This window comes from Reyranella sp. (assembly GCF_004297405.1).
Classification (GTDB): Bacteria; Pseudomonadota; Alphaproteobacteria; order Reyranellales; family Reyranellaceae; genus Reyranella.
The window spans coordinates 302,609-316,804 of the sequence record NZ_SCVC01000030.1; the positions used below are offsets into that span (position 1 = coordinate 302,609).

General features: G+C 64.9%; 6 protein-coding genes. 3 read left to right on the forward strand and 3 right to left on the reverse strand.

Going from position 1 to position 14,196, the window contains the following annotated elements:
- Positions 1–6: 6 nt before the first annotated feature.
- The 3 genes from EPO50_RS19085 to EPO50_RS19095 form a co-directional block, all read right to left on the reverse strand.
- The gene (locus tag EPO50_RS19085; RefSeq protein ID WP_296346594.1) at positions 7–2,889 is read right to left on the reverse strand and encodes a CHAT domain-containing protein; all 2,883 of its coding nucleotides are present in this window, start codon (positions 2,887–2,889) and stop codon (positions 7–9) included.
- Between the two features lie 183 nt (positions 2,890–3,072).
- Positions 3,073–5,067, reverse strand: coding sequence for a bacterial transcriptional activator domain-containing protein (locus tag EPO50_RS19090; RefSeq protein ID WP_296346595.1), 1,995 nt, complete (start codon positions 5,065–5,067; stop codon positions 3,073–3,075).
- The gene (locus EPO50_RS19095) at positions 5,064–6,242 is read right to left on the reverse strand and encodes a patatin-like phospholipase family protein (RefSeq protein WP_296346596.1); all 1,179 of its coding nucleotides are present in this window, start codon (positions 6,240–6,242) and stop codon (positions 5,064–5,066) included. Before EPO50_RS19095 ends, EPO50_RS19090 begins: the two co-directional genes overlap by 4 nt.
- Before the next feature lie 284 nt (positions 6,243–6,526).
- On the opposite strand from EPO50_RS19095, the gene EPO50_RS19100 reads away from it, so the two are divergent.
- The 3 genes from EPO50_RS19100 to EPO50_RS19110 all read left to right on the forward strand — a co-directional run bounded on the left by EPO50_RS19100 (position 6,527) and on the right by EPO50_RS19110 (position 14,152).
- Entirely contained in the window at positions 6,527–8,008 is a 1,482-nt protein-coding gene (locus tag EPO50_RS19100) for a hypothetical protein (protein ID WP_296346597.1), read from the forward strand.
- Between the two features lie 7 nt (positions 8,009–8,015).
- Entirely contained in the window at positions 8,016–13,634 is a 5,619-nt protein-coding gene (locus EPO50_RS19105) for a hypothetical protein (protein ID WP_296346598.1), read from the forward strand.
- A gap of 281 nt (positions 13,635–13,915) precedes the next feature.
- Positions 13,916–14,152 (forward strand): hypothetical protein, encoded by a 237-nt coding sequence (locus tag EPO50_RS19110; RefSeq protein WP_296346599.1) that lies wholly within the window; start codon positions 13,916–13,918, stop codon positions 14,150–14,152.
- Positions 14,153–14,196 lie beyond the last annotated feature (44 nt).

Below are 14,196 nucleotides of genomic sequence, written 5' to 3' on the forward strand. Positions count from 1 at the left end.
ACGCTTTCAGACTCGAAACTCGGTGAGCGCCTTGCTCATGCGGCGGATGGGCGCGACCAGGCTCTGCCGGAACGACGCGGTCTCGGGGCAGCCGAAGCCCAGCATGTCCTCGTAGAAGTCGAGCTGCTCGATGACCGACAGGAGTTTCACCGGCGAACCGACATGCTTCCAGGCGTCGAGGTAGGATTGCCGTATGCCGACCTCCTCCCTCTCACCAAATGAGTCGCTGGCCATCGCTGTCATCATCCTGAGGTCGGTCGTGGCAATCAGCAGCCAGAAATCGTCCGGCTCAGGAGTTCCGACCTCCCTGGCAAGCGCCAGGAGCTCGTCGTGCAGCCCCTTCGTCGACTTGCCCGACCGCAACGCCGTGATCAGCCGCGCCGAAAGGCGCATCAGCATCGGGTAGCTGCGATGGATAGGACGCAGGCCGCCGGCCCGCCCTTCGGGCAAGCAGCCTATGGCCTTCTCATAGCATTCGGCCATCCGGGCCAGGGCTTCGTCGGCGGCCTCCGACTTCGCCCGGACCTGCGCCAGCCGCTTCCAGCACCCACCGGCAATCGCCAGCCGCTCCGGCGTCGGTCCCAGCACGCCGATGAGATCCTCGATGAGTTTGCGGGACGCCTCGATTTCTTCGACTGCAACCTCCAGCAGGCTGTCGCTATGACCGGCGTAGTGGAAGCCGACAGCCGCGCTCCGCGCCCTGAGGTTGGCGAGCTGCTCGATCGCCTTTACGTTGAAACGTGAATCAGCTCCCGCCCGCGCCGCCTCGTAGTGCTCGATGGCCTTGCTCAGCTCGCTGAGCTCGGCTTGCGCCTCACCGAGCGCCACACGCAGCTCCGCGACGCCGAGCCAGTTCCGCGCGCTCGCCTCGATTTCGATCGCGTCGAGGCGCGCACGCTGCTGCTCGATGTCGCGTTCGAGTCCGATGTTTACGTCGTCCCGGATCTGCTCGACCGCAGCAATCGCTTCGGCACAGGCAACGAAAGGCTCGTGATGGCCTTCCCTGCTGCTGCTGTCACCCTGGCTTGCCTGCCGGTAGACGCGCGGCAATGCATAGTCGGGCTCGCCGTAGCACTGATAGGCGCCCCAGGTCGTTCCCGACGGCCGGACCTCATAGGCGGCGCGGCGCGCAAACAGGGCAGCCTCGCCGAAGCCGACGCCACTCAGCATGTTCTTGTAGAATTTCTTGCTGAACGCCAGCGCAGCGTCGTCGTCGACCGCCCAACCGGCGGCGACGACGGCACGCACGCCACCCCTGATGAGCTGGACGGCGACGCTGGCCGCAAGTTCCGGCTGGTTGATCACCAGCGCCGCCTTGCGCGCCTCCTCCTCGGCTCCGGGCTCGACCTTGCCGATGTGGCAGCAATTCAGGAAAAAGAGATTGGGCGCGACCGGCATCTTCGACAGCACCGACGGCCCCAGGACCACGCCGCTGCCCAGCACCACGCCGGTCATCGGCCGCAACACGCCGTCGCTGCCCGCCATCTTCTTGCGCACGACGCCGTGGGCGGCGATGTGCACGATCTCCCAGGCCTCGGCCACGAGATGCTGGCAGATGTTCTCGGGTGTCGCGTCACGCTCGCTGAGTACGGTAACATCATGCGAGGCTGCGAGCAGCTCGCGCACCGCGATCGCTTCGTCGAGCGCGCCCGGCAAGGGCAGGAAGCCCATGGCGTGCGCTTCGGGCGGATCGCAGACGACCAACGCCTTGGGCCGGCCAGTCGGCACCACAACACGCTCCTGGAACCGGGATTGCAGGAGCTGCCGCACGAGGCCGTAGCGCACGGCCGGCGGATCGCGTGCCGCATCGCCCAGCACGCTGTCCATGGCCCATGGTCTGCGATCGTCCAGGAGCTCCCACGGAAACTGCGCGCTGTCCTCGTCGAGCACGAGCCGCCGGTTGCGCTCCTCGAGGCTCTGGTCCTTGAGGTTCGACGGCCACAGCAATTCGAACAGTGCGCGGCCCGGCGACACCGTGGCGCCCTCCGGACCTTCGGCCTTGATCGCGCGCCGCATCAGCGGTCCGACGACGTCCAGGTCGGCGGCGATGGTGCGTAGCTCGGCACGGGCCCGACCACCTGACACCGCGAATGCAAGGCCGCGCTGGCCCTCCTCGCCATTGGCGCCCGCCTTCATCATCGTGATCTGGATGGGCTCCCACCAGCTTCGATCGCGCGCCGCAGCACTCCATCGCCGGGCCCCGCCGCGCCGTTCGATTTCCCTGTCGCAGATGAACAGCTTGCCGAGATTCGCCTGCGCCTCGACCGCACGATCGAGGATCCGCCAGACGGCGTGGGCACGCGCCTCGAGGACCTCGAGTATCTCGATCGACGCGAGCCTCGCGGCCAGTCCGGCGCGCGTCGCGAGAGCGGACTGCGCTTCGGCCATCGCCTGCAGGAGCGCCGTCACGCAGGTCGTGAGGTCGAGGCCACCCTCACCCGATCCGACCAGCAGGGCGCTCACCTTGATGTTGCAGGCGGTGCCGTCAGATGTGGTGCGACGCTGGTCGGCCTCGTCGGCGGCGAGAGCAAGGACTCCCTGCCTTATGGTGCGGCGAAGCCCGCCAAGGGAAAGGTTGGCTGCCTCGCCGAGGCCTACGACGACCGCACCGGGCGGCTTCTGCAGCGAATCGAGCACGACGACTGACGTTTCGAGCGGCCCCGGATAGAGGCCGAGATGGCGTCTTTGTGACAGCCGGCCATCGAGCACGCGATCGAGCTGCGCCTCGGCGCCGGCGAAGGTATCGCCATTGTAATGACCGACCAGAACAGGATGCTTGGCAAAAGCCAGATGGCCATGCACCACCTTGATCTGGATCTTCCCGCACGACGCTGATGCGGCCTCCCCCTGGGCAGAGGCTGAAAGACCCCGTGTCGCATCTGTATCCACGTTCGACCTCCGCTGATGCGGGGTGGGACCGAAAACCTAGGGAGGGGACAAAAGCCTACTAACCACGCGGGGCCAAATCAAGAATCTGCGTGTAGCTGCCTAACACAGTACAACCTGATCCTTCTGTGACATTTACCGCTCGGGCGGAAATCGAGCGCGTTCCTGCCGAATCACTCACCGTCGTCAAAGCGACCCGGGATCGATGATCTCGGGTTGGCGTCCCGTCAAGGTGCGTACCAGGTTGGTCATATGCTGCGTGCCGCCCGGGCCATCGCCCTTCTCGCCATTCCAAAGTGCTACGAACGACACTTTCAGCAAACCTTGCGACAAGGCGCTGTAGAGCATCCAGCGGTTACAGCGGTCATGAACGCTCACATCCTTCGGTCCGGGACCGAGCTCGTCCTGCATGACGAGAAGCGTCGTATTGGCGTGTGCCTTGGCGTCGAGGAAGCCCTGCTCCCAGCGGTGATCGGGATCGGCAAAGGTCACGGATTCGGCCAGGAACTGCGGCTCCGGCCGGGCGAGCCGCAACTCGAGCCGCATGCCGCGCTCCAGGCAGGCTTCGGCGAACAGCAGGTCGCCGCCGCTGGCGCCGCCACAGACGCCGAGATCGCCTTTGCCGGCACCGAGCTTGTCGAGGCGCGCGCGAATCGCCGCCACCGCCGCTGCGACTTTGGACGCCGGAAAGCGCGCTTGCTTGGCCTTGCCCGGGCCGCGAACGGCGGGATCGTCGATCATATGGCCGCTGAACAGCACGACATGGCTCGGCGACGCGGCGCGTGGGCCAACCAAATTGTCGAGCTGCTGGTCGGCCCGCTCAATGGCGCGCGACGCTTCCGGCACGATCTCGGGACGGAAGCCGAGCGTGCCCAGGATGCGAAGCTGCTGCAGCATCGAATCGAGTGCGAACCGATCTCGTGCCGCCGCCGCCAGCGCTGCCGCCTCCGCATAATCGTCGATCGCATCGTCCTTGCGGTTCTCGACCAGGGCGAGTTCGGCGCGGCTGGCGAGCGACCAATAGTTCTTGGCCTTCTCCACCTCCACCGCGACGCACCAGCTTACACCTGCCGCCATCTGATCGAGTGGCATTCTGCTCTTGCGTCCCGTGACATGCTCCCAGAGCTTGCCAAGGCTCAGCGCATTGATGCCAGGATAATGGTTGGCCGGCTCGGCGCGGAAGGCATCGAGATAGGCATTGGCTGCCGCCTGCAGGCTCGGTGCCGTGTCGCGCGCCGCCCCGCCGGGGTCGGCCTGGCGCTGCGGATGGGCTTTCCAGGCCTCGGTCCACTCATCCTTCAAGGTGCGGGCGAGAATGCTCAAAGTCTCGCCATCCTTATGGTCTGCGGAGAGGCGTTGCAGAGCCTGACGCGCGTCTGCGTGGCGCCCGGCGCGGCCCAGCGCCACGCCTTCGAGTTGGCGTGCCTTGAGATCGTCTGGATCGACTGCCAGCGCGCGCTGGGCAATCGCTAGCGCATAGAGCGGCCGCCTGAGTTCGAGGAGGGCCTTGGCTGCCTCGCGCAGTGCTTCTAGTTCGAGGACGCTGTTGGGCGTCTCCTCGGCCAGCACCAGAATGTCACCCGGACGCTCCTTGCGATGGGCGACGTCGATCCTGTTCTGCCAGTCCTCCAGCGCCTCCCACAGTTCGTTGGTGTCGCCAACCTTGAGGGTCTTCCAGTCCGGCTCCTGCAGACTAGGCAATTGCTGGAACACCGGACTGGCGCGCCGCCCTCGCCAGGCACCCAGGGTCGCCTCGATCGCACTGGTGAGGCCTTGCCGCTCACGCTCGACGGAATCCGGATCGAGCCTGCCGTCCCTCAAAGTGTATCGATGCATGCGCTGGCCAGCGAGATCGAAAGGTAAACGCTCGCGCATCGCATAAGTCAGTACGGTGCCGCCGGACCGCAATGCATGGCGCACGCCGATCTCGTACCAGACATTGGGATTGTCCATCGTCAGGTCGGCGACGACGAACTCCGCCAGCAGCAGGTCTTGAAACATATCGGCATGGATCGAACCTGCGCGCCAGTCGGCGTCGGCGCGATGAGGCGTAAGGTTCGCCGCTTTGATCGCCGGCGCCAGCAGCTCGGTATAGATCGCATCGCAATCGATCTCCGTGCCGTCAGCCAGCTTCTTCCGGCCAAACGGCATGATCACGAAAGCACGACGGGTCGAGGTCATGGCTTGGGAGCGAACTGACTGAAATGGTCGAGTGAAACCTGCCGGGAATAGGCCTCGCCTACTCGCTGGATGTTGCGAATGAACTTGACGGAGTCCATGACCTGTACGTCCTCCGGCTTTATGTCGCCGAGGCCCAGCGCCTGCAGGCCGGGACCGGAAACGTCCGGATCATAACGGACATAGGTGAACTGCTTCGACCCGGACCAGTTTGCCCCATCGCCCGGCTTCGTCACGCCATCGCCGAACTCGCGATCGATTGGCGCGCCGAAGCGGCAGTCGCCGATCATCCTACAGGTCATGTCCCAGCCCGCAGCGGCTGCATTCATCAGTGCCGCCGGCATGCTCTTTGCATGGTCGAGAAGCCAAAGGTCACCGGGCTTCAGCCCCAGCCTGGCCCGCGGCGCCGTCCCGGTACCAACCGAGACGATGAGGAGGTCGTCGACGCCGGTCTTCCAGTTGACCTTGTACGGTGCCGCCGTCGCCATCTGAAAGGCTAGGAAAGCCGGATTGTTGTAGGTGGTGACGCCGCCATCGACGAAGACGAATGAATACTCCTTCGACGTGCCCTCGCCGAAGACGACCACTTCCGGGGGAAAGAAAGTGGGTGCCGCGGTGCTGGCGCGCACCAGCTGCCACAAGGGCAGCCTGAGATTGCAGTCGCCCCGGCTGGGGTCGTTGTAACGCGCGTGCGGATTGTTGCTGACCGGCCACGGCGAATCCGTCGTGTGGTTGCGCATTACCATCATCAGCAGGCATTGCAGGTTTTCGTTGCCCAATGTCGCCAGAGGCGCGCCATCCTTGTAACCGAGCGCGCGATTGATCTCGGTCTGGAGAATCTGGGCCAGCGGCCCATCGTTGTAGCTGTAGCGCAGGCGCTTGGTGAAGGAGGACGGTTCGAACATCGTCGCGCCGCTTTTGACGTAGAATTCACGGATCTGGCCCGTCGACATTCCCGCGGCGAGGCAGGTCGCGATGATCGCGCCAGTGCTTGTTCCGCAGACGAAGTCGAAGAAATCAGAGAGGACGAGGTCGGGGTTGCCGCCGTGCTGGCGCAGGTCGGCCTCGAGCTTCGCCAGGATTTCCACACTCATCAGGCCCAGGATGCCACCGCCGTCGCATGCCAGGATCTTCTTCGGCCCCTTGGCGGTCATGCGTGCACGCACTCGATCAGTCATGGCGACCTCACGTTTTTTTGATGTGATGCCCTTATGCCGGTGCCCCCCACTCCGCCTCTCCGGCCTGGGCCGGGAGAGGAGTGCGAAGGGAAAAATGCGACGCGACTGTCGACGACACGTTGGGGCAAGGCGGGCGCGACGGCAAGACTCGTCGGATGGTTCCTGGATGCGGACCATATGACATTGCTACCCAAGGTTTAATCGTTGACCTGAAGTGAATTGAGCTTAGACTTTGTGGGCAAGTGTGCGTGTCAGGCGGCCGACCTGTGGGGAACCGGTAGCTAATGGCCTACGCGAACGGGTACAAACACGACGTTTTCATCAGTTTTGCCCTCGTCGACGATGCCGGTGCATCTGACGAGCCGGGCTGGGTCGTGCGCTTTGCCGATGACTTTTCCAATGCGTTGAAGGCCCGGTTGGGCGGGACGCCCGAGCTCGAAATCTTCTTCAGCCAGCGAAAGTCACAGGGCGGCAGCTACTCCATTGCGAGCTTTGCGTCCGATGCACGCGAGTCGGCGTTGATGCTGTCGATCGCCTCGCCGAGCTATGTCGGCGACAGGGCCGGCGCCAAGCCAGTGTCGCTGCAGGAGCTCGACGCCTTCGCTGGCGTTCATGGCGCCCAGAGCGTCGACCGGTTGTTCCTGGCCCAGGTTCTGCCCTTCCTGGAGAGTGAGCCGTGCCCCGAGATGCTGCGCTCGAAGATCCCTGTACGCTTCTGGTACGAGACAGATGCCGGGGCGGCCATAACGCTGGAGCCAACTACACCCGAACGGAGGGAGCAGTACAAGGCCCGGCTCGGTGACCTCGCGGAGGCGATGAGCCGGCAGTTGCTGGCCTTGCGCAGGGCAAGCCAGAAGCCGGGAAACGGTGGACCAGCCCTCGGTCAGAATCAGCCCGGGCCGTCGCCGCAAGATCCAGCGGTGGGTTCGGGAGCCACTCCCAGCCTGGGTACGGTCCTGCTGGCGCAGGTGACGGACGATCTCGAGGAAGAGCGCGAGCAGGTGCGACGCCATCTGCAGCAGTATGGTGTACGTGTCCTGCCGGAGGAGCAGTTCTATCCGGCCGAGTCGGAAGCGTTCACGAAGGCCTTCGAAGCCGATCTGGCGCGCGCCGACATGGTCGTGCAGCTCCTGAGCCGCCTCAAGGGCAGCCGTCCAGATGGCCATGTTCAGCTCCAGGCCGGGCTCGCGGCCAAGTCGGGCAAGGCGCTCGCACAATGGCGCCATCCGGAGACCTCCATTGACGGCCTCAGCGACCAGCAACGCGCGCTACTCGAGAGCTCGACAGTCTTCGTGAGTGGCCTGGAAGCCTTCAAGCTCGACGTGGTCGCGCGGCTCCGTGTGCTGCTCAATCCCAAACCGGCTCCATCGAAGCTCGCTGTATCTGGCGGGGTGCTCGTCTTCATCAACGCCGACACGCCCGACATATCGATCGCCGAGGGCGTCGGACAGACGATCACGGGCGCCGGCCACGGCTGCTCGTTCCCGCTTCTCGAAGGCTCGCAGCAGGATATGCGCGAGGACCTCGAGAATAACATCGTCGGCTGCGATGCGCTGGTGCTTGTCTACGGTGCCACGCAGGCGAAATGGGTGCGCGCCCAGTTGCTGAACTACAACAAGGTGAAGAACAGGCGTCAGCTCCCGGTGCGTGTGCTCGCGATCTATACTGGCGAGGACGAGAAACCACCCGTCGGCATGACCCTGCCCGAGCTGATGCAGGTCAATTCGGCCAGACTGCCGAACGCACTCGCCTTGCTGGCTAATTGAGGGCGCCATGGACTCCCTTGCCGAACCGCGCGCGCCCTACCCCGGGCTGCGGCCGTTCCTGCAAAGCGAAGTCGATCTGTTCTTTGGCCGAGATGGCGATGTCGACGAGATCCTTAACCGGCTGAAGACCAACCGCTTCGTCGCCGTGCTGGGCGCTTCGGGCAGCGGAAAGTCCTCCCTGGTGCGGACCGGCGTGCTGGAAGCCCTCGAGCTCGGCCTGCTCCGGAAGGCGGGCTCGTCGTGGCGCTTCGTCGACCTCAGGCCCGGTGGCCGGCCGATCGCCAACCTGGCGCGCGCCCTGCTGGCAAGCCGCGCCGCCGGCAAGATGGATCCTGCGGAGGGAGCCGGAAAGGTTGATCCCGAAGAGGCGGAAAGCCTCGCCACCATGCTGCAGCGCGGACCGCGCAGCATCATCGAATGGAGCCATGCCGCACTGGAGTTCGGCGGCGCCTCGGGCCCGCGCACCAATCTCCTGATCCTCGTCGACCAATTCGAAGAGCTGTTCGGCTACGACACCTACGCCAAGCAGGAGCAGGCGCAGGCTTTCGTCAACCTGCTGATCGAGAGCGCAAGCGAGCCGAGCTTGCCGATCTACGTCATTCTGACGATGCGCTCGGAGTATCTTGGCGCCTGCGCCCTGATCGACGGGCTCGCAGAGGCGATCAACCGCGGCCAGTACCTGACGCCTCGCCTCTCGCGTGAGCAATGTCGGCTCGCCATCGAGGAGCCGGCGCGGGTGTGCGGCGTCGAGATCGAGAGCGCGCTGACCAACCGCCTGCTGAACGACCTCGCGGCCTTTGCGCCATGGAACGAGATCGAGGTCCGCCCCGCCGAGGGCAAGGAGCCCGGCAGCCTGGCCGGCACGGCACAGCTCGACCGGCTGGCGCGGCGGGCCGACCAGCTCCCACTGATGCAGCACGTCCTCAATCGGCTGTGGACACAAGCGATCGATCGCGGCGAGACGCCGCCAAAGCTGAAGCTCAAAGACTACAACGCGAGCGGCGGCTTGCGCGGCACCTTGAGCGGTCATGCCGATGAGGTGCTGGAAAAGCTGGTCAAGGAGCGTGGCGAGGGGATCCGACCAGTTGCCGAGACGGTGTTTCGCGCCCTGGTCAATGGCGCGTCGGTCGCCGATGCGGTTCGCCGGCGAACCAGCATCGGCAAGCTCGTGGAGCTCAGCAACGGCAAGCGGGACGATGTGCTGGCGGTCGTCGAGGCCTACCGCGCGCCACGCTGCAACTTCCTCGTAACCGAGCGGGAGGAGCTCGACGAGGATACCCTGGTCGACATCAGTCACGAGAGCCTGATCCGCCAGTGGAAAAAGCTGCGCGAATGGGTCGAGGCCGAGGCGGCAACGGCGGCTTGGTGGCGCAGGCTGCGCGAGGATGCCGTCGAGTGGGATCGCCTGAGCAAGGATCCGGCGCGACAGCCCGAGGCGAACGAGCAGCTGCTGCGCGACATCGAGCTCACGAGGGCGCTCGAGCTGCAGGCGGCCTACCGTCCAAGCCCAGCATGGACGGAGCAATACGGCGGCGACCACAAGATCGTCGGACGCTATCTCGACGCCAGCGTGCAGGCCCACAACACTCGTCTGAAGGAAAAGGCCCTCCAGGAGGAGACACAGCGCGATCGACGGCGGCTCCAGTACAGAATCGGTGGCGCCTTGGCGATCGCCATCGTTGTGGCGGGTTTGACGTCGTGGTTCTGGCACCAGGAACGCCAGGGGTTCGAAGCGCTAAAGATCAATACCGCGCACACGTCGATCGATTCGACCCTGTCGACGGCCATGTCTCACCAGAGCACCGGCGACTGGCCCCGCGCGGCAACGATCATCACGACGGTCACAGCTCCCCTGCTCGTCATAGACGAGCGCCAGAAAGTGGCCTTCGACAGCAAACTCAAGAAAGAGCTCACGGACGCGCTGGATAAGGCGCTGCAACGTCAGCGGGCCTACTTCCGGGCGGGCGATGGCATCCGGCCGCTGGCACTGGAGCCGGGACCGGATCGGCCGCAGGGCCAGGCCACCCGACAGGGTTCCCGTGAGCCGCGGCTGAGCCGGGAACCGCTGATGCATGCCTACTATGGATACCCTGCTCATCGCGCGACCGCCGTGGCGAGCGTCTTCGACAACAGCATCGAGATCTACTGGAGCGACGCCTCCGATACGTGGTCGGGTCGCCAGTCTGTCAGCCTCGCCAAGCTCTACGGTCCGACCTCGAGCGAGACTGTCGATGTCTCCGGCGTCGGCTTCTATGGCGGCGGCGACCACCTGGCGGTCGTTTCCGGCGATGTCATCTTCATGGGCCGCTTTCAGGATTTTGCCGCCAACGACGTCCGCCCAGTGCGGATCAAACGCCGTGAGGATCAAACGGCAGCGCGTGGTAGCCGCGAACTTGAAAACACCTACGCCGATTTGTCGTTCAGCGCTCTGTTTGCCTGCCATGCGACGCTGCCGCATTTCCTGGCACGCGACGACGATGACGCCTTTTGGGTGATTACAGCGTCGGCGGACGGCGCCGAGGCCCGCCGCCTGCTCAAGGGGGAGGCCCCGAACGCCTGGACGACAGATCCCGATCGCGGCCGCTATGCGCTCGCCAAGGGGAACCGGATCTATGTCGGCGAGTGCAGCGGCGACGCCGAGCCCAACACCGACATCGCGGTCAGGATGGACAGGGGCATCAGCGATATCGAATTCACCGCGCCGGACGTGCTCGGCGTTGCGGGCAAAGCCGGCCAGGTGCGCTTCATCGACGTCGGGCAGATCGGCCAGTCGGCCCCACGCGAGGAGACGGTCGACATTCCCGACGGAACGAAATACCTGCGGTTCGCCTATGGCCGCCAGGTATGGCTGATGCCGGCCGATCGTCTCGACAGCCGTCAGACACGGACATCGCCGAGGGACTCAGATGAGCGCGACGTAGCGTCTCAGTCGCGCGAAGGCACGATGATTGAATTGTGGGACGCCACAACACGCAAGATCGCGGGCACGATCGTCCCCGACCGGCGGTCCAAGTTTCTCGATCGCGTAGGAACATCGCCGTGGCTCGCCTTTACCTCGTCGGATGGCACGTTGGCCGTCCAGAAGCCTGTGCTCCGGAGCCCGCTTACCTTGCCTGAGCTTGCCGCAGCGACAGTCGCCATCGGTGGTGGTGTCGCGCCGCTGGATATAGAGAAATCCACCCGACAGGCCTTTGACCTGTTGCGATCGAGCGGCGTCAAGATCCGTCCAGAGACATCCATAGGATCGCCGCTCAACTGCGCGCACGCGCTGGAGCGGCTGGCCGACGAGATCGAGCGAAGCGATGGCGATATCAGGGCGGAACCCGTCATCGTGTTGGCGAAGCAGACGAAGTCCGGTTGCGATCAGAGGATGCCCGCGGACCGTCTCGAGCGTGAGCTTCTCGTCTGGCTTTGCGACGAGATCCTCGGCAACAGCGACGCGTCTGAAATGCCTATGGCCACGATCCGTCATCACGCGGCGGTGCTGGCGGCTCGCGGCGATCCTACGGGCCTTCGGCTCCTCGCTGTGGGTTTCAGCCGCGATCGTGCGGGCAGCGCACCACAGGCGCTGCGAGCGCTAGCGGCTCGGCTCGGCCGGCAACTGCCTTATCCCCTCCTCGACCGGGCGCGCCGCGAGCCGACTGACCGGAGCCTCAGCGAGATCCTCACGGGGCGACAGGAGTCGTCGGACGGACGCGACGAAGAAATCCGGGCACTGCTGCTCCTGTCCCGCGACCGCCACGCCGAGGCGCTGGCTCATTTGTCCGCGGCCCAGCGGTACTATTTCGAAAGCGGAGACCGCGAAAGCGCCGCATCCGTCGGACTCTTGCGCAACCGGATCGCGGCCAAGCTGGGCGATCAAGAGCTGGCCAGCCTGTGGCGCGATATGCTTCCGTCGACGAAACCGATCCAGGCCGGCGTGCCGTCTGCCTCACCTGCCTCACCTGCCTCACCTGCCTCACCTGCCTCACCTACCTCACCTGCCTCACCCATGCCGCCCGAGCCCTACGCTGCGCTGGAGAAGGTGGCCGGCCTGCTGTCCGATCCAATAGCCCGGAGCGAGCTGTTGGTTGAAGCGGCGAACGTCGCACCGAGCAACGAGCTCAAAATCGATCTCCTGACCAGGGCCGTCGAGGCAGCAACAAGCCAGCGCCCGACGCGACTGGAGGACACGCCGAAGCTGGCCGAGGCCGCATCCCAGCTTGTGCAACTCGGCGCGCGCAGCAAGGCGGCGGCGGTCATAGCGGAGCATCTTGCGCGGCTGGATGCCCGGGGTGACGTTTCAGAGGAGGCCGTCCGGCGTATCACCAGTGCCCTTCGCATCGCAATCGATGCCAAGGCCTGGACCGATGCCGAGCCACTGGCCCGCCTGGCTGACATGAACTGGGGTTTCGTCAATTTCAGATGGACCTCTCGTCTGGACGACGCACGACGGGTAATGCTCGTGGCGGCGCTCGAGCTACAGGAAGCTCTGGTCGCAGCAGGCGTCAACAAGACATCGCTACGGCTGGCGCAAGCGCGCACCAGGTTCTGGCTCGGTGTCCTCACGATCCAACGGGATGACGCCACCCGGCAAGCTCGGGCCAAGCATTTCACGGAAGCCGTCGCTTCGTTCGACAGCAAGCCGCCTATTCCGCAGACTTTCGAAATCCGGCTGCAGATGGCCGAAGCCCTGCGTTGGCATGCGACCTTTCTGCCATTCCGGTCCAAGAAGGACTTCTATGCCGTCGCCGACGTGCGCAACCGGGCGCGCTCCACCTACGAGACTCTCTTGGCGGAGATGGAGGCACACTCGAGGAGGGACGCCGACTTCGTCTATGTGCGGACGGCGACCGTCGCGGGCCTGTCGTCTGTGCTGCGGGCTCTGGCCAGCGTCGGCACCGAGATCGCCCGGGAAGAGCTTGGCGAAAACAATCTCGACGGCGCACGCAAGGCGGCGGTCACCGTGATGAGGAACGTCTACGAGCAGGCGTCGCTATTCGAGCCCGGCCGTTATGCCGACATCAAGGTGGACAATCCCGCGGCCAGGCCGCTTTGCTGCCTGCGTGCGGAGAACCAGGCGGAGGATGCCTGGATGGTGGGCTTGCTCGCGGGGGCGGAGGCGCTGGCTGGCGACAACCTTCCCGCTCCGACGCAGTGCGAGAAGCTGGCAGCCCACGCCTTCGATCCAGAGCGGCGCGCGCGTGGCGTGCCTGTCGACCCCAAGGCGATCGCCGCCTGCGAGCGCGAGGCCAAAGAGACGGCGGAACCGGCGCGGACAGCTTACCATCTGGGGCGTGCCTACGCCTTCGCAGGAGGCCCGAATCGCGAGAGTGCGCTCGAGCAGTTCGCCCTCGCGGCCAGCGGCAACTACACGCAAGCCTTCTACAACCTGTCATACGCGTTCAGCCAAAGGTCGAGGACCTGCAGCGTCGTGCCGGCTCTCCTGGATCGATATCGCTATCTGGTGTTGCGCGATTACCTACAGCCGGCATTGCAAACGCTGCGCGATCACCTTCAACCGACCGATGAACCAGTGGTGGCTTGGTTGAGGAAGCTGGCGGAGAGTGAACCCGATACGACCCGCGTCCTGCCCAAGCTCGGCGACCCGCTGCCACTCACCTTCCTTAAGGGATTGTGCGAGTAAGCGTCTCGCCGACGGATCGCACTCCGAGAAGATCCAGGCTGGACGCGAGAACGTTGCGTTTTGACGGGCTACTTGCAGCCTGCCCGGGGTAGCCCAAGAGCATGTTAGCCGTTGGTCCGGCCGGTAACCGTGATCAATTCAAGCTGACTGCGACTGCATGTACTCGGCCACAGTAGTCGGGGAGCCGAGGCAAATCCGGGGCAATTTGCCCGATCGATCTCGCCCACGTGACGCGAACCGAACACTCGGCCCATAGACGCCCATTCTTCTAGGATCAGTCCATGGCAGACCATTGCAAGGCGGAGGCCATCATCGGCGCCGCAATTCTCGAGGCGGACGCCCTGATCCGGACTCGCCTCCTCGATGCAGGCATCGAAATCCCTCACATCGTCCTCGCGGTCGACCAGGACGGCACGGCATACGTGCAAAACAATGCGGGTCCCGAAGCGCTCCGTGACTTGGCGACGGTGATCCTGGAGATTGCCGATGACTACTCGGCGGCCAAGGAGCGTCACTAGGCGTTGACAGCCTTCTCGCTGCCGGGAGGTCTCTTCGGCAAGGC